At 70.9% G+C, this 25,556-nt stretch carries 27 protein-coding genes and 1 pseudogene; 7 read left to right on the top strand and 21 right to left on the bottom strand.

Annotation, left to right across the window (positions count from 1 at the left end):
* Position 1: 1 nt before the first annotated feature.
* From resB to JSY13_RS01840, 5 genes are all read right to left on the bottom strand, one after another.
* Positions 2-1,723, bottom strand: a complete 1,722-nt coding sequence (gene resB, locus JSY13_RS01860) for a cytochrome c biogenesis protein ResB (RefSeq protein WP_259607315.1) — start codon at positions 1,721-1,723, stop codon at positions 2-4.
* Positions 1,704-2,504, bottom strand: coding sequence for a cytochrome c biogenesis CcdA family protein (locus tag JSY13_RS01855; protein WP_259607314.1), 801 nt, complete (start codon positions 2,502-2,504; stop codon positions 1,704-1,706). Before JSY13_RS01855 ends, resB begins: the two co-directional genes overlap by 20 nt.
* A complete protein-coding gene (locus JSY13_RS01850) occupies positions 2,501-3,151 on the bottom strand; it encodes a TlpA family protein disulfide reductase (RefSeq protein ID WP_259607313.1) in 651 nt (216 codons plus the stop codon). The genes JSY13_RS01855 and JSY13_RS01850 overlap by 4 nt, the downstream gene beginning before the upstream one ends.
* Before the next feature lie 91 nt (positions 3,152-3,242).
* Positions 3,243-3,866: a histidine phosphatase family protein gene (locus JSY13_RS01845; protein WP_259607312.1), complete on the bottom strand. Its 624-nt coding sequence runs from the start codon at positions 3,864-3,866 to the stop codon at positions 3,243-3,245.
* 2 nt (positions 3,867-3,868) lie between these two features.
* Complete coding sequence (locus JSY13_RS01840; RefSeq protein WP_259607311.1) at positions 3,869-4,264, bottom strand: DUF5684 domain-containing protein; 396 nt, start codon at positions 4,262-4,264, stop codon at positions 3,869-3,871.
* Between the two features lie 137 nt (positions 4,265-4,401).
* On the opposite strand from JSY13_RS01840, the gene aspS reads away from it, so the two are divergent.
* Entirely contained in the window at positions 4,402-6,189 is a 1,788-nt protein-coding gene (aspS, locus tag JSY13_RS01835; RefSeq protein ID WP_259607310.1) for an aspartate--tRNA ligase, read from the top strand.
* A gap of 70 nt (positions 6,190-6,259) precedes the next feature.
* On the opposite strand, the gene JSY13_RS01830 is transcribed toward aspS, so the two are convergent.
* The 10 genes from JSY13_RS01830 to JSY13_RS01785 all read right to left on the bottom strand — a co-directional run bounded on the left by JSY13_RS01830 (position 6,260) and on the right by JSY13_RS01785 (position 12,037).
* A complete protein-coding gene (locus tag JSY13_RS01830; protein ID WP_259607309.1) occupies positions 6,260-7,084 on the bottom strand; it encodes a sulfite exporter TauE/SafE family protein in 825 nt (274 codons plus the stop codon).
* Positions 7,085-7,231: 147 nt separating this feature from the next.
* Entirely contained in the window at positions 7,232-7,987 is a 756-nt protein-coding gene (locus tag JSY13_RS01825) for an amino acid ABC transporter ATP-binding protein (protein ID WP_259607308.1), read from the bottom strand.
* Positions 7,984-8,781 (bottom strand): amino acid ABC transporter permease, encoded by a 798-nt coding sequence (locus JSY13_RS01820; RefSeq protein WP_259607307.1) that lies wholly within the window; start codon positions 8,779-8,781, stop codon positions 7,984-7,986. Before JSY13_RS01820 ends, JSY13_RS01825 begins: the two co-directional genes overlap by 4 nt.
* 37 nt (positions 8,782-8,818) lie before the next feature.
* Entirely contained in the window at positions 8,819-9,622 is an 804-nt protein-coding gene (locus JSY13_RS01815; RefSeq protein ID WP_259607306.1) for a basic amino acid ABC transporter substrate-binding protein, read from the bottom strand.
* A 135-nt stretch (positions 9,623-9,757) separates the two neighbouring features.
* A complete protein-coding gene (locus tag JSY13_RS01810) occupies positions 9,758-10,060 on the bottom strand; it encodes a Dabb family protein (protein ID WP_259607305.1) in 303 nt (100 codons plus the stop codon).
* Positions 10,057-10,368: a glutaredoxin family protein gene (locus JSY13_RS01805; RefSeq protein WP_259607304.1), complete on the bottom strand. Its 312-nt coding sequence runs from the start codon at positions 10,366-10,368 to the stop codon at positions 10,057-10,059. The genes JSY13_RS01810 and JSY13_RS01805 overlap by 4 nt, the downstream gene beginning before the upstream one ends.
* Positions 10,365-10,661: a rhodanese-like domain-containing protein gene (locus JSY13_RS01800; protein WP_259607303.1), complete on the bottom strand. Its 297-nt coding sequence runs from the start codon at positions 10,659-10,661 to the stop codon at positions 10,365-10,367. The genes JSY13_RS01805 and JSY13_RS01800 overlap by 4 nt, the downstream gene beginning before the upstream one ends.
* 71 nt (positions 10,662-10,732) lie before the next feature.
* On the bottom strand, positions 10,733-10,831 hold the full coding sequence (locus JSY13_RS01795) for a 30S ribosomal protein bS22 (RefSeq protein ID WP_003792170.1): 99 nt from the start codon (positions 10,829-10,831) through the stop codon (positions 10,733-10,735).
* Positions 10,832-11,007: 176 nt separating this feature from the next.
* Complete coding sequence (locus JSY13_RS01790) at positions 11,008-11,199, bottom strand: helix-turn-helix domain-containing protein (protein WP_259607302.1); 192 nt, start codon at positions 11,197-11,199, stop codon at positions 11,008-11,010.
* Positions 11,200-11,302: 103 nt separating this feature from the next.
* On the bottom strand, positions 11,303-12,037 hold the full coding sequence (locus JSY13_RS01785) for a TetR/AcrR family transcriptional regulator C-terminal domain-containing protein (RefSeq protein WP_259607301.1): 735 nt from the start codon (positions 12,035-12,037) through the stop codon (positions 11,303-11,305).
* Between the two features lie 21 nt (positions 12,038-12,058).
* Here JSY13_RS01785 and JSY13_RS01780 point away from each other — a divergent pair.
* Positions 12,059-12,999, top strand: a pseudogene (locus JSY13_RS01780) (ATP-binding cassette domain-containing protein).
* Positions 12,996-13,784, top strand: coding sequence for an ABC transporter permease (locus JSY13_RS01775; RefSeq protein ID WP_259607300.1), 789 nt, complete (start codon positions 12,996-12,998; stop codon positions 13,782-13,784). Before JSY13_RS01780 ends, JSY13_RS01775 begins: the two are co-directional and overlap by 4 nt.
* A 227-nt stretch (positions 13,785-14,011) precedes the next feature.
* Here the strand turns inward: JSY13_RS01775 and JSY13_RS01770 are convergent, their stop codons facing one another.
* Positions 14,012-14,428: an ArsR/SmtB family transcription factor gene (locus JSY13_RS01770; RefSeq protein ID WP_259607299.1), complete on the bottom strand. Its 417-nt coding sequence runs from the start codon at positions 14,426-14,428 to the stop codon at positions 14,012-14,014.
* A gap of 85 nt (positions 14,429-14,513) precedes the next feature.
* Here JSY13_RS01770 and JSY13_RS01765 point away from each other — a divergent pair, with 85 nt between their 5' ends.
* Together JSY13_RS01765 and JSY13_RS01760 are read left to right on the top strand one after the other, a co-directional pair.
* On the top strand, positions 14,514-15,941 hold the full coding sequence (locus tag JSY13_RS01765) for a TrkH family potassium uptake protein (RefSeq protein ID WP_259607298.1): 1,428 nt from the start codon (positions 14,514-14,516) through the stop codon (positions 15,939-15,941).
* A gap of 1 nt (position 15,942) precedes the next feature.
* The gene (locus tag JSY13_RS01760) at positions 15,943-16,605 is read left to right on the top strand and encodes a potassium channel family protein (protein ID WP_432806428.1); all 663 of its coding nucleotides are present in this window, start codon (positions 15,943-15,945) and stop codon (positions 16,603-16,605) included.
* Between the two features lie 137 nt (positions 16,606-16,742).
* On the opposite strand, the gene proC is transcribed toward JSY13_RS01760, so the two are convergent.
* On the bottom strand, positions 16,743-17,582 hold the full coding sequence (proC, locus tag JSY13_RS01755; protein WP_259607296.1) for a pyrroline-5-carboxylate reductase: 840 nt from the start codon (positions 17,580-17,582) through the stop codon (positions 16,743-16,745).
* A 44-nt stretch (positions 17,583-17,626) separates the two neighbouring features.
* Between proC and JSY13_RS01750 the strand changes: the two genes are divergently transcribed.
* On the top strand, positions 17,627-18,598 hold the full coding sequence (locus JSY13_RS01750) for a cation diffusion facilitator family transporter (protein ID WP_259607295.1): 972 nt from the start codon (positions 17,627-17,629) through the stop codon (positions 18,596-18,598).
* A 165-nt stretch (positions 18,599-18,763) separates the two neighbouring features.
* On the opposite strand, the gene tadA is transcribed toward JSY13_RS01750, so the two are convergent.
* Entirely contained in the window at positions 18,764-19,219 is a 456-nt protein-coding gene (gene tadA, locus JSY13_RS01745) for a tRNA adenosine(34) deaminase TadA (protein WP_259607294.1), read from the bottom strand.
* Between the two features lie 105 nt (positions 19,220-19,324).
* On the opposite strand from tadA, the gene upp reads away from it, so the two are divergent.
* On the top strand, positions 19,325-19,957 hold the full coding sequence (upp, locus tag JSY13_RS01740; protein ID WP_259607293.1) for a uracil phosphoribosyltransferase: 633 nt from the start codon (positions 19,325-19,327) through the stop codon (positions 19,955-19,957).
* Positions 19,958-20,005: 48 nt separating this feature from the next.
* Here upp and JSY13_RS01735 read toward each other — a convergent pair whose 3' ends face one another.
* The 3 genes from JSY13_RS01735 to nadE all read right to left on the bottom strand — a co-directional run bounded on the left by JSY13_RS01735 (position 20,006) and on the right by nadE (position 25,512).
* On the bottom strand, positions 20,006-20,785 hold the full coding sequence (locus tag JSY13_RS01735) for a hypothetical protein (RefSeq protein WP_259607292.1): 780 nt from the start codon (positions 20,783-20,785) through the stop codon (positions 20,006-20,008).
* Between the two features lie 249 nt (positions 20,786-21,034).
* Positions 21,035-24,526 (bottom strand): TM0106 family RecB-like putative nuclease, encoded by a 3,492-nt coding sequence (locus JSY13_RS01730; RefSeq protein ID WP_259607291.1) that lies wholly within the window; start codon positions 24,524-24,526, stop codon positions 21,035-21,037.
* A gap of 173 nt (positions 24,527-24,699) precedes the next feature.
* Positions 24,700-25,512: an NAD(+) synthase gene (gene nadE / locus JSY13_RS01725; protein WP_272653818.1), complete on the bottom strand. Its 813-nt coding sequence runs from the start codon at positions 25,510-25,512 to the stop codon at positions 24,700-24,702.
* Positions 25,513-25,556: the final 44 nt, after the last annotated feature.

The following is a 25,556-nucleotide window of genomic DNA, read 5'->3' as shown; positions in this document are numbered from 1 at the left end:
GTCATGCTCCCTTCGCGGGGGTGTCGCGGCGCGGCGCCACCCCGTCGAGCAGCCGCTCGTGCCCGCGGACGAGATCGTCCACGGCGGCGGCCAGGGTCGGGTCCTCGCCGCGCGCGAGGCCGGCGTACTCCAGGCGGATGCCGTCGTCGGATGCCGTGGCCTTCACCCACATCCGGCGACGGGGCACGAACAGCGCCAGCCCCAGCCCGGCGAGCGCGAGCAGCGCGAAGCCGAGCACCCACGGGGCGGAGGCGTCGTGGTGGATCTGCAGCGACACGTAGCGCTTCACGGACTGCCGCAGATCGGTGGCGCCCTCGGGCGACTCGTCCTCGAAGGTGACCGTGCCGCGGCCGCCCGGCAGCTCTGCGGTCTCCCCCGGCTCCAGTTCGAGGGAGTCCACCTCGGTGCCACGGCCGGTGAGCTTCGTCAGCGATCCGGTGTCGAGCACGTAGACCGACCGGGGCGTGCCGTCGTCGATCCCGAGGTCGCCCTCGTACACGTCCAGGGTGAGCAGCGGGCCGTACAGGTCGCCGTAGGCGGAGGTGTAGGCGCCGGATTCCAGCTGCGCCGCCGTCGGGTAGAAGAAGCCGGTGAGGCCGAGCTGCTCCGGCATCCCGTCGGTGATCTTCACCACGCCGAGCGAGGTCATGTTGTTGTCCTGCGGCAGGAACTCCACCGGCTGCCGGAAGACGACCTCGCCGTCGGGGTTGCGCACCGTGATGGTCGGGGCGTAGCCGTTGCCGAGCAGGTAGATCTGGTCGCCGCCGACGCGCAGCGGGTGGTTCACCCGCACGGCGCCCTCCCACTCGGAGCCGTCGACGTCGCGGACGGTGACGTTCGCGGAGAAGTTCCCGGCCTGCCCGGCGCCGGCGCTGCCGATGTCCTCGTAGGTGACGTCGAAGGAGTCCAGGGTGAGCGCGTAGGGGGCCAGGGCCGTGTCGGAGACGAAGCGGCCCCGGTTGATCGAGTTGTAGTCGATCAGCGTGTTCACGAAGGTCGAGCCCTCGACCACGACCTTCTGCCCGGTGTAGGCGAAGCCCCCGCCGACGCCGACGGTGACGAGCACGCCGACGAGCGCGATGTGGAAGAGGAGGTTGCCGGTCTCGCGCCAGTAGCCGCGCTCGGCCGACACCGACCAGGTGCGGCCGCGGTCGTAGCGGGCGACCCGGTAGCCGAGCGCCTTGAGCTGCTTCTCCGCGACGTCGACGGCCTGCGCGGCTTCGGCCGCAGCATCCGTCGAAGCAGCGTCCGTCAGCGGCCGCACCAGCTCGCGGTGGTCCTCCAGCCGCGACAGCCGGGCCGGCGTCCGCGGCGGCTGGGCGCGCAGCGCCTTCAGGTGGTGCCGGATCCGCGGGACGATGCAGCCGATCAGCGACACGAACAGCAGCAGGTACACCGCCGAGAACCACGGCGACAGGTACACGTCGAACATGCTCAGCGCGTCGAGCGCCGGGAACAGGTCGGGGTTGTCGGCCTTGAACTGGGTGACGCCGTTCGGGTCCGCCATCCGCTGCGGGAAGATCGAGCCCGGGATCGCCGCGATGGCGAGCACGAGCAGCAGGATCAGCGCCACCCGCATCGAGGTCAGCTGTCGCCAGCCCCAGCGCAGCCACCCGGCGAACCCGAGCTTCGGCTGGTTCGGCTCGAGGTCGTCGGCCGCGTCGACGTGGTCGGAGGGGCGGAGCGGGTCGGTCGCCGAGAGATCAGAGCGGGAGTTCGACACTCTGCATCACCGCCCCCACCGTCGACATGAGCTGCGTCCACAGGCCCGTGACCATGAGCACGCCGAGCAGGATCAGCAGCGCCCCGCCGACGATGTTCACCACCCGGATGTGCCGGCGCAGGAACGCGATCGCGCGCGAGGCCCAGCCGAAGCCGAGCGCGACGAGCAGGAACGGGATGCCGAGCCCGAGCGAGTACGCCACGCCGAGCAGACCGGCGCGCCACGGGTCGCCGAGCGTCCAGCTCACCGCCGTGATCGCGGCCAGGGTCGGGCCGATGCACGGCGCCCAGCCGATGCCGAGGGCGAATCCGAGCAGGGGCGCGCCGATCAGGCCGGTGGCCGAGTTCACGTGCATCCGCATCTCGCGCTGCGCGAAGCCGAACAGGCCCAGGAACACGAGCCCCATCGCGATGATGACGAGACCGAGGACGCGGGTGATCAGGTCGCCCCATTCGAGGAAGAAGACGGATGCCGCGCCGCCGATCACCGTGTACGCCACGAACACCACGGTGAACCCGGCGATGAACAGCAGCACCCCGAGCACCAGTCGGCCGCGGGTCGCCGTGGCCACGGGCGCTGAGCCCGCCGAAGCGCCCGCCGTTCCGGACGCTGAGCCCGTCGAAGCGCCCGCCTTCGGCGCCACCGCTCCCCCGATGAAGCCGAGGTACCCCGGCACGAGGGGCAGCACGCACGGGGACAGGAAGGAGACCAGGCCCGCCAGCATCGCCAGCGGGATCGCGACCCAGAGAGCCCCGAAGCCGATGACGTCCTGGGGGCTCACGCGCTCTCCGCGAGCGCGTCCCGGACGAGCGTGGAGAGGATCGACGTCCCGTCGATCGGGCCGATGATGCGCGCGGCGACGCGGCCGTCGCGGTCGAGCACCAGGGTGACCGGAGGCGCCTGGATGGGGGTGACCTTCGCGAAGGCGAGCTTGGCCTCGCCGCTGTTCGCGTCGATCAGGCTGGGATAGGTGACCCCGTAGCGCTCGGCGAACGCCTTGGCGGTGTCGGCCTGGTCGTAGATGTTCACGCCGATGAAGGCGACCTCGTCGTCCTGGTGCTCCTGCCAGACCGCCTCGAGGTCCTCCGCCTCGATGCGGCACGGTCCGCACGCCGCGTACCAGAAGTTGACCACGGTCACCTTGCCGCGGACGTCGTCGCTGGAGAACTGCGCGCCGTCCTCGGTGACGCCGCCGAACTCGACCGGCTCGCCGCGCTCGTCGGCGGGGATCTCCGTCACCCGGAAGTCGTCGGCCGTGTACGCCTTCTGCTCGCCGTTGCGGTACGACTCGGTGAGCGGGTCGGGTGCGCAGGCGGCGAGGCCGACGGCGAGCACCGCGGCGAGCGCGGCTCCGGCCGCACGCAGAGAGCGGATGCGGCGTCGGGGGCGCCCGCTGCGGACAGGGCGAACCGTCGACGCGAGAGGCACGGTTGCCAGTGTACGTCCGGGTTCCTATGCGTCCGCCGGAAGATGCCGCCCGGCCGATGCAGCGGATCCGGCATCCACCGGGCGGCGATCGTCACACCGCGCCGAGGTCGACGCCCCCGGCGGCGGGCTCCGCGTAGCCGACCTCGTGCCAGCCGTCGTCGTCGCGCACGAACGAGGTGACGCTGGAGAGCGCGCAGCGCCGGGTGCGGGGGTCGTGCCGCAGCGGCAGACCGGCGACCGCCAGGTGGGTGATCCAGATCGGCGCCTGGTGGGACACGAAGACCAGATCGCCCGAGGGCACGGCATCCCACCGCTCGTCCATCACCGCCCGCATCCGCGCCACGATCGACGCGTACGGCTCGCCCCAGCTGGGGATCGACGGGCGCCGCAGGTGGCGCCAGTTCCGCGGATCGCGCAGCGCGCGCCGCATCCGCGTGCCCTCGAACACGTTCGTGGGCTCAAGCAGACGCGGGTCGAGCACCGCCTCCATGTGCAGCGCATCCATGAACGGCTGCACCGATTCGCGGGTGCGCTCCAGCGGGGAGGTGCGCAGCTCGGCGATCGGCCGGCCGAGCCCGAGCACGTACTCCGCCGCGGCCTTCGCCATCAGCTGCCCGGCGGCGCTGAGGTGGTAGTCCGGCAGGCGGCCGTAGAGCACCCGGTCGGGGTTGTGCACCTCGCCGTGGCGGACCAGATGCAGGCGGGATGCCGGCACGCTCAGGCCTGACGGTAGCGGGCGTCGCCGAAGCCGAGGATCAGGTATCCGATGAACGGCAGCAGCCAGAGCAGGAAGAACGAGAACACGCCGCCCTTGCCGAAGCGGGCGCCGAGCTTGAAGGCGACCACGATCGAGAACACGATGTTGATGATCGGGATGAGGTACAGCAGCGCGGCCCACCCGGTCATGCCGGCCACCTTGACCAGGAAGACGACGTTCACGATCGGGATGATCGCGAGGATGCCCGGGTACCCGGCCTTCGTGAACACCTTCCACAGCGCGATGGCGACGACCACGTAGAAGAGGAAGGCGATCACACCGCTGGTGCCGGTGAAGAGGCCCCGGTAGAGGTCTTCGAGTCCGTTGGTCGCGGAGGGGACGAGTGCGGTGTTCATCGGGATGCCTTCCGGGATCGTGTCTGTGGGCGGCCATCGCGAGTCTACTGAGGGCCGCGAGGACGGCGGCGGAGGCGCCGCAGGTGCGCCCGTAGAATGGCCGGGTCCGTCTTTCCCCCGATCAGAAGGAATCCTCCGTGCTCCGCACACACACGGCAGGCTCGCTCGATGCCTCGCACATCGGTCAGACCGTCACCCTCACGGGCTGGGTCGACCGCCGCCGCGATCACGGGGGCGTCGCGTTCATCGACCTGCGGGACGCGTCGGGCATCGCGCAGGTCGTCATCCGTGACGAGGAGGTGGCCCACCCGCTGCGCAGCGAGTTCGTGCTCAAGGTCACCGGCGAGGTCTCCCGCCGCCCCGCGGGCAACGAGAACCCGAACCTGCCCACCGGGGAGATCGAGCTCATCGCGGCCGACGTCGAGGTGCTGAACGAGTCGGCTCCGCTGCCGTTCCCGGTCTCCTCGGGACTCGCCGACAGCGACCCGGTCGGCGAGGAGGCGCGCCTGAAGCACCGCTACCTCGACCTGCGCCGCCCCGGTCCCGCGGCGGCCATGCGGCTGCGCTCGCAGGTGTACAAGGCGATCCGCGACGTGCTGCATGCCCGCGACTTCGTCGAGGTGGAGACCCCGACGCTCACCCGCTCCACGCCGGAGGGCGCCCGTGACTTCCTGGTGCCTGCCCGCCTGCATCCCGGCAGCTGGTACGCGCTACCGCAGTCGCCGCAGCTGTTCAAGCAGCTGCTGATGGTGGGCGGCATCGAGAAGTACTTCCAGATCGCGCGCTGCTACCGCGACGAGGACTTCCGCGCCGACCGTCAGCCCGAGTTCACCCAGCTCGACATCGAGATGAGCTTCGTGGACCAGGAGGACGTCATCGAGATGATGGAGGACGTCGTCACGGCGATGTGGGCGACGATCGGCGTCGAGGTGGACACCCCGCTGCCGCGGATGACCTACGCCGACGCCATGGCGAAGTACGGCTCCGACAAGCCCGACCTGCGCTTCGGCCTCGAGCTGGTCGAGGCGACCGAGTACTTCAAGGACACCCCGTTCCGCGTGTTCCAGTCGGAGTACGTGGGAGCGGTGCGGATGCCCGGCGGCGCCTCGCAGCCGCGAAAGACCCTGGACGCCTGGCAGGACTGGGCGAAGCAGCGCGGCGCCCGCGGCCTCGCGTACGTCCTGTTCAACGAGGACGGCACGCTGGGCGGGCCGGTCGCCAAGAACCTGTCCGAGGCGGAGCAGGCCGGCCTCGCCGAGCTCGTCGGCGCGGAGCCGGGAGACTGCGCGTTCTTCGCCGCCGGCGAGACGAGGGCCAGCCGCGCCCTGCTGGGCGCCGCCCGCGTGGAGATCGGACGCCGGCTGGGCCTGCTCGACCCGGACGTGTTCGCCTTCACCTGGATCGTGGACGCGCCGATGTTCGAGCCGGCGTCGGATGCCGTGGCCTCCGGCGACGTCGCGGTCGGCGCGGGTGCGTGGACCGCGGTGCATCACGCGTTCACCGGCCCCAAGCCGGAGTTCGAGGACACCTTCGACACCGACCCGGGCTCGGCGCTGGCTTACGCGTACGATCTGGTCTGCAACGGGTCGGAGCTCGGCGGCGGATCCATCCGCATCCACCGCGAGGACATCCAGAAGCGCGTCTTCACCGTGATGGGGATCACCGAAGAGGAGGCCGAGGAGAAGTTCGGCTTCCTGCTCGAGGCGTTCAAGTTCGGCGCTCCCCCGCACGGCGGGATCGCGCTCGGCATGGACCGCGTGCTGCAGCACCTCACGAAGACGGACTCGATCCGCGAGGTCATCGCCTTCCCGAAGTCTGGCGGCGGCTTCGACCCGCTCACCGAGGCGCCCGCCCCGATCACCCCGGAGCAGCGCGCCGAGGCGGGCGTCGACGCCCCGGCCCCTGACCTCGTCGAAGGCTCCTGAGCCCGTCGGACCCTGAACCGGTCGGACTTGAGCCCGTCGGACCCTGAGCCCGTCGAAGGGTCCGACGGGCTCAGGGTCCGGAGAACAGCGGCACCACGTTCTCGGCCCAGACGTCGACGCCGAGCTTGCCGATCAGGGCGATCACGATCACCAGGAACACCACCCGGATGAACGTCGATCCCCGGGCGATCGCCATCCGCGACCCCAGGTAACTGCCCGCGACGTTCGCCACCGCGAGGATCCCGCCGAGCAGCCAGAGCACCGCCCCGTGCGGGATGAACAGCAGCAGCGCCCCGGTGTTCGTGGCGAAGTTCACGATCTTCGCCTTCGCGCTGGACTGCAGAAAGTCGTAGCCCATCAGGGCCACCAGGCCGATCACCAGGAACGTGCCGGTCCCCGGTCCGATCAGCCCGTCGTAGAAGCCGATCACGAGCCCGGCCGCCCCGGCCATGATGTGGTGCCGGCGCCCGGAGAAGCGCAGCCGCGTGGCCGCTCCCATCTCGGGCCGGAAGGCGGTGAACAGGGCGACGGCCAGGAGCGCGACGACGATGATCGGCTTGAACGCGGCGGCGGGCAGCAGCGTGGCCACGGCCGCCCCGCCGAAGGACCCGGCGAGCGCGATTCCCGCCATCGGCAGCGCGGTACGGATGTCGGGCTTGGCACGGCGGTAGTAGGTGATGCTGCTGGTCGCGGTGCCGAACACCGAGGCGAGCTTGTTGGTGGCCAGCGCCTGCACGGGCGCGATGCCCGGGATGAGGAGCAGGGCGGGCAGCTGCAGCAGGCCGCCGCCGCCGACCACGGCGTCGATCCATCCGGCCGCGAACGCGGCAAGGACGATGAGGATGAGCGTTCCCCAGGTGAGCTGTTCCAGACCGAGGAGCGCGCCGATGTCCATCCCCTCAAGGATGCCAGACGCCGACGTGCGATCCGCGACGACGACGATCCTGTGCCCCACCCCATGGCGCGACCCCGGGCAGATGCCGAGACCCCGTACTGCCGGCGTCGGCAGCACGGGGTCTCGGTGATGAAGCGGGTGTCGGGGTCAGAGCACGCGGGACAGGAAGTCCTGCGTGCGCTGGTGCTGCGGGTTGGCGAGCACCTCGCGCGGGTCGCCCTGCTCGAGGATGTGCCCGCCGTCCATGAAGATCAGGCGCGACCCGACTTCGCGGGCGAAGCCCATCTCGTGCGTGACGACCAGCATGGTCATCCCCTCGTCGGCGAGCTTCCGCATCACCTGCAGCACCTCGCCCACCAGCTCCGGGTCCAGCGCCGAGGTCGGCTCGTCGAACAGCATCATGTCGGGGTTCATGCACAGCGCCCGCGCGATCGCCACGCGCTGCTGCTGACCTCCGGACAGGTGCCCCGGATAGGCATCCGCCTTGTGCGCCATGCCGACCCGTGCCAGCATCTCGTGCGCGATCCGCTCGGACTCCTCCTTGGAGCGCTTCTTGACCCGGCGCTGCGCGATGGTGAGGTTGCCCAGCACGCTCATGTGCGGGAACAGGTTGAAGCTCTGGAACACCATGCCGATGCGCGTGCGCACCCGGTCGATGTCGGTCTCCGGGTCGGTGATGTCGATCCCCTCGATGAGGATCTTCCCGTCCGTCGGCTCCTCGAGCAGGTTCACCGACCGCAGCAGCGTCGACTTCCCCGAGCCCGACGGGCCGATGATGCAGACCACCTCGCCGGCGGTGACGGTGAGGTCGATGCCCTTGAGCACCTCGTTGTCGCCGTACGTCTTCACCAGACCCCGGACCTCGATGGCCGGGGCATGGACATCGATCAGATCGGTGATCATCGCTGCCTCGCCATCCGACGCTCCAGCCACGCGGTGTAGCGCGTGAGCGGGATCGTCACGATCAGGTACAGGATCGCCGCCATGATCAGCGGCGTCGCGTTCGTGTTCTGCGTCGTCGCGTCGCGGGCGAACGTCGTGAGCTCCTTCGACCAGATGAAGGTTCCCGCGACGAACAGCAGCGACGTGTCCTTCAGCAGCAGCACGAACTCGTTCGTGAGCGGCGGGATGATGATCCGGAACCCCTGCGGCACCACGATCCAGAAGGTCGTCTTCATCGGCGACATGCCGAGCGAACGCGCCGCCTCGGTCTGCCCCTTCGGCACGGCCTGAAGGCCGGCGCGGATCGTCTCCGCCATGTACGCGGATGCGACGAGGATGAGACCGATCAGCCCGAGCACCACCGGACCGCCGAGCGCCTGCCCGCGGACGCCGGTGGCGATCGGCACGATGAAGGCCACGCCGAAGATCGTGAGCACCGCAGGAAGACCGCGGAACAGCTCGATCCAGGCCGTCGCGATCCACCGGAACGGCCCGATGCTCGACATCTTCAGCAGGGCCAGCACGATGCCCAGCAGCAGGCCGCCGAGGAAGGCGACCGCCGTGAACCACAGCGTGTTCACGAGCGCGGTGGTGATGATCCCGGGGAACAGCTTCGCCGCCACCGCCGGGTTGAAGAACAGCGGCCCGATCCTCGCCCAGTTGGTGCTGAACACGATCCAGACCAGGAGCGCGATCAGCAGCGCGTAGACGGTGTACCGGTAGAGCTTGGTTTTGGTGCTGCGCCTCAGCGCCATGGTGAAGGTCCTTCCGACCGCTCTGCGTGTCTCCGGCTCACTTCGCGGTGAAGTACTCGTTGTAGATCTTCTCGTACTCGCCGCTCTCGCGGAGCTCTGCGAGCGCCTCGTTCACCGCCTCGAGCAGGGCGTCCTTCTCGCCCTTGGCGAAGGCGAAGCCGTAGGACTCGCCGGTCTCGTACGTCTCGACGATCGTGTAGGCGGAGTCGGCCTTCTCGTGCTCGAGGTTCACCGGCTGGTCCTGCAGGATCGCGTCGATCTGCCCGGCCTGCAGCGCCGGCCACAGCTCGCCGTCGGACGGGTACTGCACCAGCTGCGCGTCCGGGGCGTGCTCCTGCGCGTAGGCCTCACCGGTCGTGCCCTGCTGCACGCCGACGTTCTTGCCGGCCAGGTCCTCGATGCTCTCGATGCCGGAGTCGGCGCGGACGAGCAGCGACTGCAGCGAGTCGTAGTACGGGTCGGAGAAGTCCAGGTTCTCCTTGCGCTCGTCGGTGATCGTCATGGCCGACGCGCCGATGTCGCAGGTGCCGGACTGCAGGGTGGTGCCGGACTGCAGCGCCTCGAAGCCGACGTCCTGAACCGCGAGCTCGAGGTCGAGCTTCTCGGCGATCGCGTCGAGGAGGTCGATGTCGAAGCCGGTGTAGCCCGTGCCGTTGTCGCCGCCCTCGAACTCGAACGGCGGGTACGGGATGTCGGAGCACGCGGTGAGCGTGCCCGGCGTGACCAGCCCGTACTCGTCTCCGGCGTCGCCGCCGGACGTGTCGCCGCCGGAGCATCCGGCCAGGGCGAGCGTGGCAGCGGCCGCGACAGCGGCGAGGGGGAAGAAGTTGCGACGTTGCATTTTCACTCCAGGTTCTGACGGGGTACGGGCGGCCCCGGGTCGATTCAGGAACTCATCCTGACACGGGACCCGCTGTCGCGACGAACCGAGGCGGTCTCAGACCGGTCACGGTTTCGTTGCAAGTGCGTGAACGGCTCAGATCTCGAAATCGACGGCGACGCGGGAGGCCACCACCGAGCGGATGTAGATCGCGACCTCCTCGTGCGCGGGATGCACCTGGTACGCGGCGAGGTCGTCGAGCGAGTCGACGTCGGCGACGAGCGCGACGTCCCAGTTCACGTCCGGGTGGGCGACGTTCGCGCCGGCCGACACCGACCGCAGCTGCGGGACGACCCCGTCCAGGGCGTTCAGCCGGCGGGCGACCTCGGCGGCCTGCTCGGCGCGCACGGCGGCGTCCTCGGCGGCGAGCTTCCACATCACGAGATGGCGGATGGTCATGCCGGCTCCTTCTCCTCGTCCGCGACGGCGGGGCGCGCAGCATCCGTGCGCAGGGACTCCTCGAGAGCGGCGCGGAGCCGCTCGGGGGCGACGCGCCAGTGCGCGTGCAGCCTGCCGTCGATGAGGATCACCGGGATCTTCTCCCACCACAGCTCGTGCAGGGCGGGATCGTCGGCGATGGACGCCTCGACGACCTCGATCCGCTCGGCAGCGGCGTCCGGCAGCTCGGCGACCACCGCGTCGACGACCTCGCCGGCGACCTCGCACAGGTGGCAGTCCGGCTTGCCGATGATCGTCAGCGTCGTCACGGACGCTCCACCGGATGCCCCTGGGCGACCCATTCCGCGGTGCCGCCCTCGACGTTGGTGACGTCGTAGCCGCGCGCTTCGAGCGCCTCGGCGACACGGGCCGAGCGCCCGCCGACCTGGCAGATCACATCGAACGCCTCCGCGGGAAGCTCGCCGAGCCGGTCACCGAGCTCGGACATCGGGAGGTTCACCGCGCCGGGGACGTGCCCCGCCGCGAACTCGTCGCGCTCGCGCACGTCGATGAGCGGAACGCCCTGGCGCTGCGCGAGCTGGGCGACGGTGATCGACTTCATGTCATTCCTCCTGCGGCGCAGACACGAAGCGCCCCGTCGACCGCAGTCGGGGGCGCTCGGTGTCGTGCCGCTTACTTCTTGTTGCGGCGCTGGTGGCGAGTCTTGCGAAGCAGCTTGCGGTGCTTCTTCTTCGCCATGCGCTTGCGGCGCTTCTTGATGACAGAACCCACGGAAACCTCACTACGTCAGGGGCTGGGTGCCACCGGAACGGGCACCCGGGTACGGGCAGGAAAAATGCCTCGGACGAGTCTAGCAAACCGCCGAGGCGCGACCGTCACGGGGCGACGAAGGGCACGGAGTCGGCTCAGCGCGCGAGCGGCTCTGCGTGCGACCGCGCGGCCGCCCGTCAGCCGGCGTCGGCGATCGGCCGCTGCAGGGCCTCCGCCACGGCGGACTCCGGCACGCGATAGCTGCGCCCGAATCGAATGGCCGGCAGCTCCCCGGAGTGCACCAGACGGTACACGGTCATCTTGGACACGCGCATCAGCTCGGCGACCTCGGCCACCGTCAGGAATCGGACGTCTTGGACATCGGGCATCCCCCGTCCCCCTTTCTGCTGATGCACACTCTAGGGGTTGCGTGCGACACGTGTAAATCTCTGTGGCGTGTGTGAGCGCTGTGACTCACAGCGCCGCGGATGTTCAGGCCTCGCGCCGTCCTCGCGCCAGGCGCTCCCCGGCCTCCCTGCGGGCCTGACGCTCGAGCCTGCGCGCGTCCCGCAGGGCCTTCTGCGCCTCCCGCACCGCCTTCTGCGCTTCGCGGTAGCGCTTGTCGGCGAGCAGGGCGAGGTCCTCGGTCGCCGCCCACTCGGCCGGCTCTGCATGCGGAGCTCCGCCGTCGAGCTCCGCGACGTACGCGGCCACACCGTCCAGACACCGCTCCAGGCCGAAGCGGAACGGATCCGCATCCGACGCGAACACGCCGGCGTCGACGGCCCGGCGCAGGGCCGGGAACTCCTCGGCGGAGATGAGGGCGTCGTAGAGCCCGGCCTCCTCGGCGGTGATGGCATCCGGATGCTGCCCGCTGCGCCGGACGCGGTCGGAGTAGCCGGCCAGCACCATGCCGCAGAACCGGGCCTGTCCGGCGATCAGCAGCGCGACAGCCACCTGCTCCTGCTCGCTGAGCGCGGTCGGCGCCAGCGCCTCCAGTGCGGCGTCCAGCCACGCCGAGCTGTTCGGGGTGACCGGCGTGCCCTGGATCGGCAGGGAGAGCACCCACGGATGCGCGACGAACATGGCCACCTGCGCCGTGAACAGCTGCACCAGCCGTGCACGCCAGTCGGCATCCGGCTCCGGCTCGGGCGGCAGCCCGATCGCCTGCTCCTGCATCAGCAGCAGCAGGTCGTCCTTGGCGCTGACGTAACGGTAGAGCGACAACGTATACAGAAAGGATCACGGATGCCTCTCGCCATCGACGTCCGCGGGCTCTGCAAGAGCTACCGCGGCCGCCCCGTGCTCGACGGTCTCGATCTCGCCGTCGAGGAAGGCCGCATCTTCGCCCTGCTCGGCGCCAACGGCGCCGGGAAGACCACGACGATCGGCATCCTCACCACGCTGGTCCGCCCGACGGCGGCCGCGCCCGCGTGGCCGGTCACGACGTCGCCGGCGCGCCGGAGGAGGTGCGGCGCCGGATCAGCCTCACCGGTCAGTCCGCCGCGGTGGACGATGTGCTCACCGGCGCCGAGAACCTCGTGATGTTCGGACGCCTGGCGGGTCTCGGCCGCCGTGCCGCCGCCGAACGTGCGGACCAGCTGCTCGAGCGCTTCGACCTCGCCGACGCCGCCGCCCGCCGGGTCGGCACGTTCTCCGGGGGCATGCGCCGCCGGCTCGACCTCGCGCTCAGCTTCGTCACCGCGCCCGAGGTGCTGTTCCTGGATGAACCGACCACGGGGCTCGACACCCGCAGCCGCCGAGCCCTGTGGGACGTGATCCGCGGACTGGCGTCATCCGGCACCACGGTGTTCCTCACCACCCAGTACCTCGAGGAGGCCGACGAGCTCGCGGACCGGATCGCGGTGCTGGACGGCGGCCGGGTGGTCGCCGAAGGCACCGCCGCCGCGCTGAAGGATCGCATCGGCGGGACGGCGGTGCAGCTGGTCGACGAGGCGGGCGGCGTGCGACGCAGCATCCCGACCGACGGCAGTCTCGCCGGCATCCGTCGCGCGCTCGACGAGATCGACGCAGCCGGTGCGGACGCGCCCGGTGCGGGCGAGGTGCGCCTGCACCGGCCGACCCTCGACGACGTCTTCCTCGCCCTCACCTCCGGCCCGGCGCCCGCCTCCGCCGCATCCGCCGCACCCGCCACCGCATACGCAACCCACGCGAAGGAGCTCGCATGACCGACCCGACCCTCGTCCGCCCGCGCCTGCGGGGGCTCACCGCCGAATCCGTCTTCCTCGGGCGGAACCTGCGCCATTCGTTCCGCGACGGCGAATCGCTGCTGATGGCCGTGATGCTACCGGTGATGCTGATGCTCATGTTCACCTGGATCTTCGGCGGGGCGATCGACCCGACCGGGGGCTACGTCGACTACGTGGTGCCCGGCATCATCCTCACCTGCGCCGGCTTCGGCGCCTCCTCCACCGCCCTCTATGTCGCCGGCGACATGGCCTCCGGCATCGTGGACCGCTTCCGCACCATGCCGCTGCGTCCGAGCGCGGTGCTCACCGGTCACGTCGGTGCGAGCCTGGTCCGCAGCCTGTGCGCGACCGCGCTGGTCGTCGGCGTCGCCCTGCTGGTCGGCTTCCGCCCGTCCGCCGGCGTCGGCGCGTGGCTGGCGGCAGCGGGCCTGATCGCCCTCTACATCCTCGCGCTGACGTACCTGTTCGCGGCGATCGGCATGGCGGCCGGCAGCGCCGAGGCGGCAGCCGGCTACGGCTTCATCCTGCTGTTCCTGCCGTACCTGTCCAGCGGCTTCGTGCCCGTCGACACCATGCCGGAGTGGCTGCGCCCGGTCGCGGAGCACCAGCCGCTGACCCCGATCATCGACAGCATCCGTGCGCTGCTGCTCGGCAGAGACCCGGGGACGGCGCCGCTGTGGGCGGTGTGCTGGTGCGTCGGCATCCTCGCCGTCGCCGTCCTGTGGGGATCCGTGCTGTTCCGGCGCCGCTCCGCGCGCCGCTGAGCCGGGCCGGGCGGAATCGGCTCAGTGGTGCGGGCACCACTGAGCCGGGCCGGGCGGGAGCGGGTTCGCGGCGCGGGCGGGAGGAGCGGATGCGGGATGCCATGTCCGGTTCCCCCGCCCGCGATGCGCACCGCGGCCGGGCCGTCGGGCATCCGGCATCGTGCTCGGCATCCTGATCGTCCGCACCGCGACGGCTGAGCGCGGGCCTCGCCCGCCCGGATCGGGTCTCAGGCGCCGAGGCGCTTGAGGGCGGTCGCGACGACGTGCTTCGCGGATGCCGCGGCGCGGCCGACGACCTCGGCCGCGTGCGCCGCGCCGTCGGGCAGCGGGATGTGCGGGTGCTCGGCGCCCTCGTCCTCGTCGCCGAACGCGTCGACAAGGAACGGGAACAGCCAGTCGTCGACCTCTTCCAGGGGCGCCACGGCGAGGCTGTAGTAGCGGCGCTGACCGTCTTCGCGGACCGTGACCAGCGACGCCTCGCGGAGCACCTTCAGGTGCTTCGAGACCGTGGGCTGGCTGATCCCGAGCTCGCTGACGATCTCGGTGACGCTCGTGCCGGCGGCTCCTTCGTTGCCCCGGCGCAGGAGGAACTGCAGGATGTCCCGCCGCGTGCCGTCCGCGATCACGTCGAAGATGTCGGTCATGACATCAGGGTAGTCGCCGCGCGAGCGGAGTACCATGACGGAGCGTCGCCGAACGCCGGCGGCCGCGGGACTGCGAGGGAGGGCGATGTCGGGCATCCTCGCCGCCGCTCCCCGCCGTGGACTGCTTCGGGTCGGCGGGTTCTTCAAGCGCCTGATCACCTCCTCGCCATCACGCCTCGCGATCGTGGTGTTCGCCGCCCTGATCCTGCTGTTCACCGGCATCCTGTCACTGCCGATCTCCTCCGCCGACCGCACCGTGACGCCCCTCAGCGACGCGCTGTTCACGGCGATGTCGACCATCTGCGTCACCGGCCTGACCACGGTGGACATGGCCACGCACTGGTCGCCGTTCGGGAACGTCGTGATCTTCATCGGCGTGAACATCGGCGGCATGGGCGTGCTCACGCTGGCGTCCCTGCTCGGCATGGTGATCTCGCGCCGCCTGGGACTGCGCGCCAAGCTTCTCGCCGCCGGCGACACGAACCCGCTGCGCGCGCACGGCGGGCCGGTCAACGAGAGCCAGACCGTGCGCCTCGGCGAGGTGGGTCAGCTGCTCACCACGGTCGCGTTCTCGACCCTGCTCATCGAGACCGTGGTGGCGCTGCTGCTCTATCCGGGTCTGGTGATGGCGGGCATCGACCCGCTCGTGGCGCTGTGGGAGGCGCCGTACTACGCGGCGATGTCGTTCACGAACACCGGCTTCACCCCGAACGCCGGCGGCGTGACGATCTTCGCCGACGACTACTTCGTGCTCACCGTGCTGATGATCAGCGTGTTCCTCGGCAGCATCGGCTTCCCGGTGATCTACGCGCTCGCCAAGCACACCTGGCACGTCAAGCGGTGGTCGCTGCACACCAAGCTCACGCTGATCACCACGGTGCTGCTGTTCTTCGCCGGGGCGGCGGTGATCCTCGTGCTCGAGTACGACAACATGCGCACGTTCGGCTCGATGGACGCGGTCGACACGACGGTGCAGGCGCTGTTCCTGTCGTCGATGACCCGCTCCGGCGGATTCAACGTGATCGACATGGCCGACCTGAACGGGTCGACGATGCTCGCGGTCTGCATGCTCATGTTCGTCGGCGGCGGCTCGGCGTCCACCGCCGGCGGCATCAAGGTCACCACGCTCGCCGTGCTCGCACTCGCGGTGTGGTCGGAGGCGAAGGGGCGCCCGTCGGTCGAGGCGTTCGGCCGCCGCATCCCGAGCGACGTGCAGCGTGTGGCGCTGTCGGTGGTGGCGTGGGGTGCGACGATCGTCGCCGTCTCGACGATCATCATCGCCCAGATCACGAAGGCCGACATCATCGACGTGCTCTTCGACGTCATCTCCGCATTCGCGACCGTGGGGCTGAGTTCGGGGCTCACCGCCGAGCTGCCCGACTCCGCCTCCTACGTGCTGGCGGCCACCATCTTCATGGGGCGCGTTGGTACAGTGACACTCGCCGCGGCGGTCGCCGCGACGTCCCGATCGCAGCTGTATTCGCTGCCCGTGGAAAGGCCGATCGTTGGTTGAGATGGTCAGGGGCGACGCCCCGGTGCTCGTCATCGGACTCGGACGCTTCGGCGCGGCATGCGCCGGTGAGCTGGACCGGCTCGACCGCGAGGTGCTCGCCATCGACGACAACCTGGAGCTCGTCCAGAAGTGGTCGGAGCGCGTCACGCACACGGTGCAGGCGGATGCCCGCAACATCGACGCCCTGCGCCAGATCGGCGCGCAGGACTTCCAGGTCGCGGTCGTCGCGGTCGGGTCGCTGATCGAGGCATCCGTGCTCATCACCGCGAACCTCGTCGACCTGAAGGTGCCGCAGATCTGGGCGAAGGCCGTGTCGCAGTCGCACGGCAAGATCCTCGCCCGGGTCGGCGCGAACCACGTGATCTACCCGGAGCGCGAGGCGGGTGAGCGTGTCGCGCACCTCGTCAGCGGCCGGATGCTGGACTTCATCCGCTTCGACGACGACTTCGTGCTGGCGAAGATGTACCCGCCGAAGTTCATCCGCGGCGTCGGCCTGAACGAGTCCGGCGTGCGCACCAAGTACAACGTCACGGTCGTCGGTGTGAAGAGCCCCGGCAAGCCGTTCCGGTACGCCGAGGCGAACACGGTCGTCACCAACCACGACCTGATCATCGTGTCCGGGACGAACAGCGACATCGAGCGCTTCGCGGCTCTGGACCGCTGACCCGCCCTCCCGTCCCTCCCTCCCCGTCTATTTGTGCCAGACTGCGGTTTCCGGCCCCGGGTTCCAGCAGTTCGCGACAAATAGACGGGTGCCGGAGGATCGACGGATGCCGGCGGATGGACGGATGCCGGCGGAGCTCAGCTTCCGGCGGCGAGCTCCTTCGCGCGTGCCAGCGCGGCCGCCGTGGCACGCGCGAACACGTCGTCGAGACGCGCCTCCTGCAGCACCGCGATCGCGCGCTCGGTGGTGCCCTTCGGGCTGGTGACGCGGCGGCGCAGCTCGGCCGGGTCCTCGCCGGAGGCCTCCAGCAGCGCGGTCGCCCCGATGAAGGTCTGTTCGGCCATCAGCCGGGCATCCGCTTCGCTGAAGCCCATCCCGATCGCCGCCTTCGTCAGCTCCTCGATGAGTAGGAACACGTACGCCGGCCCGGAGCCCGACACGGTCGACAGCGCGTCGATCTGCTCCTCGGGCACCTCGATCACCGCGCCCACCGTCTCGAACAGGGCGCGCACGACCGCCATGTCCTCGGCGCTCGCGCTCGGCCCCGCGGCGAGCCCGGTGACCGCCTTGCCGACCATCGCGGGCGTGTTCGGCATGGAGCGGATGGTCCGGACGTCGCCGCCGAGGGCATCCGCGAACGTGGCGAGGGTGACGCCGGCGGCGAGGCTTACGACGATCGCGTCCTCACGCAGCACCGGAGCGATCTCGCGCAGCAGATCCGGCACCATGGCCGGCTTCACGCCGATCAGCACGATGCGCGCGGATGCCGCGGCATCCCGGTTCCCGTCGGGCCGGTCCTCCAGCGCGATGCTGGTCACGCCGTCGATGCCGGCGAGGGCATCCGCCTTCTCCCGGCTGCGGTTGGTGGCGACGATGCCGCCGTCGACGGTCGCACCCGAGTCGACGACGCCGTGCAGGATCGCGCCGCCCATCGAGCCGGCGCCGAGGAACGCGAGAGCGGGAAGAGTGTCAGCCATGCCGTCATCCTACGAGCGCCGGAGGGCCGACGTAGACTCGTGCCATGAGTGCATCCGGTGGCGGCAAGGCGATCATCGCGGCGTTCCTCGCCAATGTGGGCATCGCGATCGCGAAGTTCATCGCGGCCGCGCTCTCCGGCTCCGCCTCGATGCTCGCCGAGGCGATCCACTCCGTCGCCGACTCCGGCAACCAGCTGCTCCTGCTGCTCGGCGGGCGCAAGGCGCGCAGGGCCGCGGACCGTTCGCATCCGTTCGGCTACGGGCGCGAGCGCTACGTGTCGGCGTTCGTGGTGTCGATCATCCTGTTCTCCGTCGGCGGCCTGTTCGCCATCTACGAGGGCATCGGCAAGCTGCGCGACCCGCACGAACTGGACCCGGTGTGGTGGTGGCTGCCGCTCGTGGTGCTGGTGATCGCGATCGCGCTCGAGTCGTTCTCGCTGCGCACCGCGGTGAAGGAGAGCAACCTGGTGCGCGAGAAGGGGCAGTCGTGGACGTCGTTCATCCGGCGCGCCAAAGCGCCCGAGCTGCCCGTCGTGCTGCTGGAGGATGCCGGTGCGCTGACCGGCCTGATGTTCGCACTGGTCGGCGTGGGGCTGACCGTGATCACCGGGAACACGGTGTTCGACGCGATCGGGACGCTCGCGATCGGCGTCCTCCTGATCCTGATCGCCGTGGTGCTGGGCGTGGAGACCAAGAGCCTGCTCGTCGGTGAGGGCGCGAACCCGGCGGACGTGGACCGGATCGTCGACGCCATCGGCGAGGGCGACGAGGTGGAGAAGCTCATCCACATCAAGACGCTGCACCTCGGCCCGGACGAGCTCATGGTCGCCGCGAAGATCGCGCTGCGCTCGGACAAGACCGTGCGTCAGGCCGCGGACGACATCGACGCGATCGAGAAGCGGATCCGCGCGGCCGTGCCCGCGGCGAGGGTGATCTACCTCGAACCGGACATCTACCGTCCGGCCCTGGACCCGGAGCCGTCGACGGACGCCTTCGTGCTCAAGTCCTCCGACTGACCCTCACTTCCCGACACACCCTCACTTCCCGACACACCCTCACTTCCCGACACACCCTCACTTCCCGACACATTGTGTCGCCACGTGAGGGTAGTGCGCCGGCCGACCCGCAGTTCCGGACACAATGTGTCCATTCGGGTCAGGGTCCATACGGGCCAGTCCGGGTCAGCGGCGCTGCTCGAAGAAGTCGCGGAGCAGCGCGATCGCGGCATCCGACTGGATGCCCGCGACGACCTCGGCGCGATATGGCAGGCGACGATCGCGGAGCACGTCGTACATGGAGCCGGCGGCGCCGGCCTTGTCGTCCCACGCGCCGAAGACGACACGGCTCACCCGCGACTGCAGCACCGCCCCGGCGCACATCACGCACGGCTCCAGCGTGACGACGAGAGTATGCCCCTGCAGGTTCCACGACCCCAGCGCGTCGGCCGCCTGGCGCAACGCGACGACCTCCGCATGGGCGGTCGGGTCGTGCGTGGCCTCGCGGAGGTTGCGGCCCTCGCCCGCCATCCGCCCGTCCGGATCGAGCACCACGGCGCCGACCGGGATCTCCCCGGCCGCGGCCGCCTCGGCGGCGAGCGCGAGCGCCCGCTGCATGGCGCGTTCGTCGGCGGCTGTCATGCGTCCTCCCGTCGGTCGAGCCTAGTCTCCGGCATCCGTCCCCGCCGGATCCCGGATGGAACGGGCCCGTCCTCGCGAGACGACGCGGACAAGTAGCCTGTACGCATGCGCGTTCACGTGGCCGACCACCCCCTGATCACCCACAAGCTCACCGTGCTGCGTGACGAGCGCACGCCGTCGCCGGTGTTCCGCCAGCTCACCGAGGAGCTGGTCACCCTCCTGGCGTACGAGGCGACCCGCAATGTCAAGGTGAGCCCGATCGAGATCCAGACGCCGGTCACGAAGACCACCGGCGTGAAGATCTCCGAGCCGCGGCCGATCGTCGTGCCGATCCTGCGCGCGGGGCTCGGGATGCTCGAGGGCATGGTCAAGCTGCTGCCGACCGCGGAGGTCGGCTTCCTCGGCATGGTCCGCGACGAGACGACGTTCGAGCCCACGACGTATGCGGAGCGGCTGCCCGATGACCTCAGCGACCGCCAGTGCTTCGCGATCGACCCCATGCTCGCGACCGGGGGATCGCTCGGTGCGGCGATCCAGTTCCTCTTCGACCGTGGGGCCAGGGACGTCACCGCGATCTGCCTGCTCGGCACCCCGGAAGGCCTGGCCGCCATCGAGCAGCTCGTCGGCGACCGCGACGTGACCATCGTGCTGGGCGCTCTGGACGAGGGGCTCAACGAGAAGGGCTACATCGTCCCCGGGCTCGGCGACGCCGGCGACCGGCTGTACGGCACGGTCTGACCGGACGGTCCCTGGGCGCGCGTTCGCACCGCCCGTGCCGCTCGCGCGTCAGGCGACGTCGAGGACGTAGCCGCGCTCGTCGCCGTAGTGCGCGAAGCCGGCGCGGGCGAGGATCGGGGCGGAGGTGCCGATCCGTCCCTTCACGAGCGCGGTGATCGCCCCGAACTCGGCGCCGATCCGCATCCGTTCGGCGAGCACGGCCCGGTAGGCCCCGCGGCCGCGGGCGTGCGGCAGGGTCGCCGCGCCCCAGAGGCGGACGAAGCCGTCCACGATCGTGCATCCGCCGGTGCTCACCGCATCACCGTCGAGCCGCGCGATCACCCGGGCGTGGATGCGGGCCGCCAGCGCCGCGGAGATCTCGTCGAGCTCGGCCCGCAGGCCGTCCTCGTCGAGGGGCTCCTGCTCCCACACCGGAACGTTCACGGCGTCCATCTCGCGCACCTGCTGGAGGGTGCGCACGACCTCGACCGAGACGTCCTCGGGGGCGGCGACGGGCTCGCCGGCGACGGGCCGGGCGAGGACGGCGACCGTGTCGATGTGCTCGGCGCCGCGAGCGCGCAGCTCCGCCTCGAGGTCGGGGCGGTCGGACTCGTTGGTCCAGAACGTGAGCTTCGTCTCGCCCCAGGCGCGCGTGCGCTCGATCGCATGGTCGAGCACGGATGCCGCGTCGAGGATCGAATCGACCTGGGAGGCCCGCACTCCCCCGCCGAAGCGCGACGGGTACCGGACGAGTTGCAGTTCCGTCTTCTCCTCGTCGCTGTCACGCGGGAACCAGACCCAGGATGCCGAGGCGCGCAGGATGTCGTCGACGGAATGCCTGCTCGCCACGCTAGCAAGAGGATCCGACCCGGGGGCGCGGCGGCCACGCCGTTGGCGCCCGCCTCCGCCAGAAGAGAAACGCATCGCGGAACACCCCGGCGGATGCGCGAACCTCCCCGCGACGGGAACGACGCGGGGCCTCCGCGGCGCGGCGTCGCTCGAGCGCGGGGCGCCGAACAGCCGGGGCGCCGAACAGCCAGCGCCCGCGCCACGCCGAACCGCCAGCGCGCCCGGCGCGGCGGGCGGCGCCGGTGGGCCTCAGTCGCGGTCGGCGCCGACGAGGCGGGCGAAAGCGCTGAGGCGGGCGACGCCTTCCGGGGTGTGCGGCAGGTCGTCGAGCAGGGCCGGGGAGTGCACCAGGTAGGCGACGCTCTTGGCTCGTGAGATCGCGACGTTCAGGCGGTTCTGCAGCAGCAGGAACTCCGGGCCTCGCGGGGCGTCGCGTCCGCTGGAGGCGGCGAGCGAGGTGATCGACACGACCGCCTCCTTGCCCTGGAAGTTGTCCACCGTGCCCACCGCGACCTCACCGAATCCGGCGGCGGCGAGCTCGTCGTGGATGAGCTGCTTCTGCGCGTTGTACGGCGCGACGACGATGATGTCCGCCTGCTCGAGCGGGCGCGGCGCGGCATCCGTCCCGCATCCGTCGACGTAACGGCGACCGACGAGGTCCCGCACGATCGCCACGACCGCGGCGGCTTCCTCCGGCGACTGCGTCGCGTTGCCGCGGTGCCGCACCGGCACGATGTGCAGGCCGGGCTCGACGCCCTCCACCACGCGGGTCTCGGTGCCCGGGGCGGATGCCAGCTTGCCCGCGTACGCGAGCCGTGAGACCGGTGCCGCGACAGCGGGATGCATCCGCCACGACGCGTCCAGGAAGTAGCCGTAGGCCGGATCGATGACCGCGTCGCCATCCATCACCCAGCCGAGCGCCGAGGTGTCCACGGGTTCCGGGTGCGCCCCCTGGCTGACCTGCGGCAGCTGCTGCGGGTCGCCGAGCAGCAGCAGGCGCTGCGCGCCGGCGGCCACCGCGATGGTCGAGGCGAGCGAGAACTGCCCGGCCTCGTCGATCACGAGCAGGTCGAGGCCGCGCCGGTCGACGCGCCGCGTGTTGCTGAAGTCCCACGCCGTGCCGCCCACCACGAACCCCTGGTCCGCGTGCTCGGCGATGAAGCCCGCCATGCCGTCCTTGCGGATGACGGTGAAGCACGGATCGGCATCCGGGTCCTTCGGCGCCTTCGCGACCTGCGAAGCCGGCACGCCGTCGGCGACGACCCGCTCCAGCAGGTTCTCCACGATCGCGTGCGACTGCGCGACCACGCCGATCCGGAATCGGTGCTCGCGCACCAGCCGCGCGATCACCTGCGAGCCGGTGTACGTCTTGCCGGTCCCGGGCGGGCCCTGCACCGCCAGATAGCTGCGGTCGAGGTCGAGGACCGCCCGCACGATGGCGTCGATCCGTTCTTCACCGGCGGCCGGGATCGGGCCGCCGGAGCGGGTGCGCGGCGGGATGCGGCAGAGGATGTCCGAGGCCGGATCCTCCGGGAACTCCGGTGCGGCGCGGTGCACGGCATCCGCCCATTCCTCGATCGCGGACTGCTGCGAGGCGACGTTCGGGGGCGCGGCCGGGGTGAGTGCGAGCGGCAGCTCGTCCCAGGTCTGCCCCTGCACGGCCCGTTCGCGCACGAGGTAGCCGTCGTCGAGCACCTCGAGCACCTCGACCTCGTGCGGGATGTGGATGACCCGCGAGGGCGCGTCCACGTCGAACGGGGCGGGTGCGGCGTACAGCGCGAACGGCCGCGCGCCCGCCCCGACCGTGCTCCCCGGCGCGACCTCGCCGCGCAGCCGCACGACCCGCGTCTGGATGCGCCGGCCCTCGTCCACCGCCCACGGCTCGTCGACGCCGCTGCGGTCGGCATCCACCCGCAGCACATCGCGGGTCGACTCCCACAGCGACACCGGTTCGCGCAGCCGCTGGAAGTGCGCGACCCAGAAGCTCTTCGCCTCGCGCGGGTAGTAGTCGATCGCGGCGGCCGCCACCCGGTGGCACTCTCCGTTCCCGCCCTCGCGCTCGACCCGCAGCGCCTCGGCCTGCAGCGCCAGCGACAGCGGCGACGGCTCGTACACCCGGGTCTCGGGATCGTCCGGTGGCGCCGGAAGCACCCCGGTCTCGCGGGCCAGGCCGATCAGCCAGTCGCGCAGCCGCCGCGTGGAGACGCAGTCGTACCGGTTGTAGTCGGCGAGGTCGTCGAGGATCGCCTGCGCCTCGGCATCCCGCCCGGCCGCGGCGAGCGCGCGCGCCTCGACGTACTGGACGATCGACTCGTCGCCCTTCTGCACGTCGCTCTCGCGCACCTCGTCGCCCATGTACAGCGGCTCGAGCTTCTTGATCGAGTAGGACCGGGAGCCGACCCGCACCGAGCGCAGCACGATCGGGTACAGGTCGACGAACACGCCCTCCCGCAGCAGCCGGTCGACGTCGGCCTCGCCGACGCCGTGCCGCGCGGCCATCGCCGCGAGATGCGCGGTCTCGTACGGCGCGTAGTGGTAGATGTGCATGTCGGGATGGGTCTGCCGGCGCAGCTTCACGAACTCGAGGAAGTCGAGCAGCGCCTGCTTCTCCTCGGCGAACGTGTGCGCCCACAGCGCGGAGTACTGCTCCGCGTTGTCGATCCATCCGAACAGGTAGTCCAGTCCCCAGTGCGGGTTCTCGGCCTGCTCGGTGTACAGCGGGTCGCCCTCGAAGTCGAAGAAGATGTCGCCGTGGCTGGGCCTGGGCATCATGCCGATCGCGTGCGGCGACACCAGCTCGAAGGGCGGCGCGGCCCCCGGCTCCGCCGACGCACCGGCCTGGAGGCGCGCCTGGGCGCGCAATGCGGTGAAGGTGTCACCGTTCATTCCCTCGGGCGCATCCGTCGCGACCGCCAGCTCGTCGATGGTGCGGATGCCGGCGGCGCGCAGGCGCTGCCGCTGCACCGGACGCATCCGGGCGACCAGCAGCAGATCGCGGTGCGCATCCACCTGCTCTTCGCAGGTGGCGCAGCGCCCGCACGCCGTGATCTGAAGGTCGCCGCGATCATCACCCCAGGCGAGCGGCTCGCCGGCGGCGCCGGTGTCGATGCGGCGGTCCGCGATGAGCGCACGGAGGCGGGCACGGCGCACGTGGAACAGCGGCAGCAGGTCGTCGACGGCGTGGGTGCTGATGGTGCCGTCGCCGAGGATCAGATCGACTTCGTCGGCGCGAGGGATGCCGAGCCGGTCGAGCTGGTCGACGTATGCCGCCAGCTGCATGAGCGCGGTCACCCGGGCGGTGCGGGCGAGCTTGGTGTCCTGGACGCGCCAGCGCCCGTCGGGGTCGCGGAGCAGGAAGTCGGCGAAGCCCACGAACTCGGGCGTGGCGAAGGCGGCCTGGAAGATGACGGATGCCGCGGAGCGCAGCGCGCGTCCGGTCTCGGCGACGGCGGCGCCGAGGGCATCCGCATCCGCAGAGGAGACCTTCGGCAACGCGACGACGCCGGCCTCGCCGCCCTCGCCGAAGCGGGCGATGTACTGTTCGAGGACCGCGCGCTCGTGCACGTCGCCGAGCTCGGCCGCCCGTGCGAGCGTGGCGTCCTCAGGTTCCTCGACCGCGGCCACCCGCCCGAGTTTGGCGTCGAGCGCCCGCGCCCACGCGAACTCGCACTCGGCGGCGAGCTTCAGATCGCTCGCGCTCCAGACGACGCGGGGCGGGCTGTCGGTGGTGACGACGCGCACGGATGCTCCTTCTCCGCGGCCTTCGGGAGCCGCTCACTCGAGACTATCCGTGGCCTCCGACACCCCCTCCGCCCTGCCCCTGCCCCCCAGCGGAGCGCGGGGATGCCGCGAGCGAGCTGGCACCGGGCCGTGCGAGGGCATGCTCGCACGCGGCATCCCCGCGCGGAGCGTCCCTACCGCCACCACCCGTCCTGCGGTGTGACCGGCAGGTGCCGCTTGTGTCGGGTGGCGAGGTACTTCGCCTCGATGCGCTCGGCGACGGCGGGATCGACCTCCTTGCCCTCCAGGTAGTCGTCGATCTGCTCGTAGGTGAGGCCGAGCTCGTCCTCGTCCGGGCGGCCGGGCTGCCCGTCGAGCAGGTCGGCGGTCGGCACCTTCAGGTACAGCCGCTCCGGGGCGCCCAGCGCGCGCAGCATGGCGCGCCCCTGCCGCTTGGTGAGGCCCGACAGCGGCAGGATGTCGGCCGCCCCGTCGCCGAACTTCGTGTAGAAGCCGGTCACGGCCTCGGCGGCGTGGTCCGTGCCGATCACGAGCATCCCGTCGTGCCCGGCGATCGCGTACTGCGTGACCATGCGGATCCGCGCTTTGATGTTGCCGCGGTTGAAGTCCGAGATGTCCGAGCCGAAGGCCTCCTCGATGTCGGCCTCGATCCCGTCCACCCCGTGCTGGATGTTCACCTCGACGGAGCGGTCGGGGGCGATGAACTCCAGGGCGGCCCGGGCGTCCGCGGCATCCGCCTGCACGCGATACGGCAGCCGGACGGCGAAGAACGACGCCTCGCCCCCGTACTCGCGCACGCGCTCCACCGCGAGCTGCGCGAGCCGGCCCGCCAGCGTCGAGTCCTGACCGCCGGAGATGCCGAGCACGTAGCCCTTGGTGCCGGTGGCGGTCAGGTAGTCGACGAGGAACTGCACGCGTGCCTCGGTCTCGGTGGTCGGGTCGATGTCGGCCTGGACTCCCAGGGCCTCGGCGATCTCCTGCTGCATCGTCACGGTGTCCTCCTTCGCTGGTACCAGTGTCTACCTGACAG

This window comes from Microbacterium neungamense (assembly GCF_024971095.1).
GTDB lineage: Bacteria > Actinomycetota > Actinomycetes > Actinomycetales > Microbacteriaceae > Microbacterium > Microbacterium neungamense.
This window is presented reverse-complemented; position numbering and strand designations above follow the sequence as displayed.

Bases quoted from the DNA above. Each gene is read 5' to 3' on its own strand.
- JSY13_RS01760 (WP_432806428.1), top strand. From the start codon at position 15,943: ATGGTCAGGGGCGACGCCCCGGTGCTCGTCATCGGACTCGGACGCTTC.
- JSY13_RS01810 (WP_259607305.1), bottom strand. From the start codon at position 10,060: ATGACCATCCGCCATCTCGTGATGTGGAAGCTCGCCGCCGAGGACGCC.
- upp (WP_259607293.1), top strand. From the start codon at position 19,325: ATGCGCGTTCACGTGGCCGACCACCCCCTGATCACCCACAAGCTCACC.
- JSY13_RS01790 (WP_259607302.1), bottom strand. From the start codon at position 11,199: ATGCCCGATGTCCAAGACGTCCGATTCCTGACGGTGGCCGAGGTCGCC.
- JSY13_RS01840 (WP_259607311.1), bottom strand. From the start codon at position 4,264: ATGAACACCGCACTCGTCCCCTCCGCGACCAACGGACTCGAAGACCTC.
- proC (WP_259607296.1), bottom strand. From the start codon at position 17,582: ATGGCTGACACTCTTCCCGCTCTCGCGTTCCTCGGCGCCGGCTCGATG.
- JSY13_RS01770 (WP_259607299.1), bottom strand. From the start codon at position 14,428: ATGACCGACATCTTCGACGTGATCGCGGACGGCACGCGGCGGGACATC.
- JSY13_RS01765 (WP_259607298.1), top strand. From the start codon at position 14,514: ATGTCGGGCATCCTCGCCGCCGCTCCCCGCCGTGGACTGCTTCGGGTC.
- JSY13_RS01800 (WP_259607303.1), bottom strand. From the start codon at position 10,661: ATGAAGTCGATCACCGTCGCCCAGCTCGCGCAGCGCCAGGGCGTTCCG.
- JSY13_RS01750 (WP_259607295.1), top strand. From the start codon at position 17,627: ATGAGTGCATCCGGTGGCGGCAAGGCGATCATCGCGGCGTTCCTCGCC.
- tadA (WP_259607294.1), bottom strand. From the start codon at position 19,219: ATGACAGCCGCCGACGAACGCGCCATGCAGCGGGCGCTCGCGCTCGCC.
- JSY13_RS01825 (WP_259607308.1), bottom strand. From the start codon at position 7,987: ATGATCACCGATCTGATCGATGTCCATGCCCCGGCCATCGAGGTCCGG.
- JSY13_RS01775 (WP_259607300.1), top strand. From the start codon at position 12,996: ATGACCGACCCGACCCTCGTCCGCCCGCGCCTGCGGGGGCTCACCGCC.
- JSY13_RS01815 (WP_259607306.1), bottom strand. From the start codon at position 9,622: ATGCAACGTCGCAACTTCTTCCCCCTCGCCGCTGTCGCGGCCGCTGCC.
- nadE (WP_272653818.1), bottom strand. From the start codon at position 25,512: ATGCAGCAGGAGATCGCCGAGGCCCTGGGAGTCCAGGCCGACATCGAC.
- JSY13_RS01820 (WP_259607307.1), bottom strand. From the start codon at position 8,781: ATGGCGCTGAGGCGCAGCACCAAAACCAAGCTCTACCGGTACACCGTC.
- JSY13_RS01830 (WP_259607309.1), bottom strand. From the start codon at position 7,084: ATGGACATCGGCGCGCTCCTCGGTCTGGAACAGCTCACCTGGGGAACG.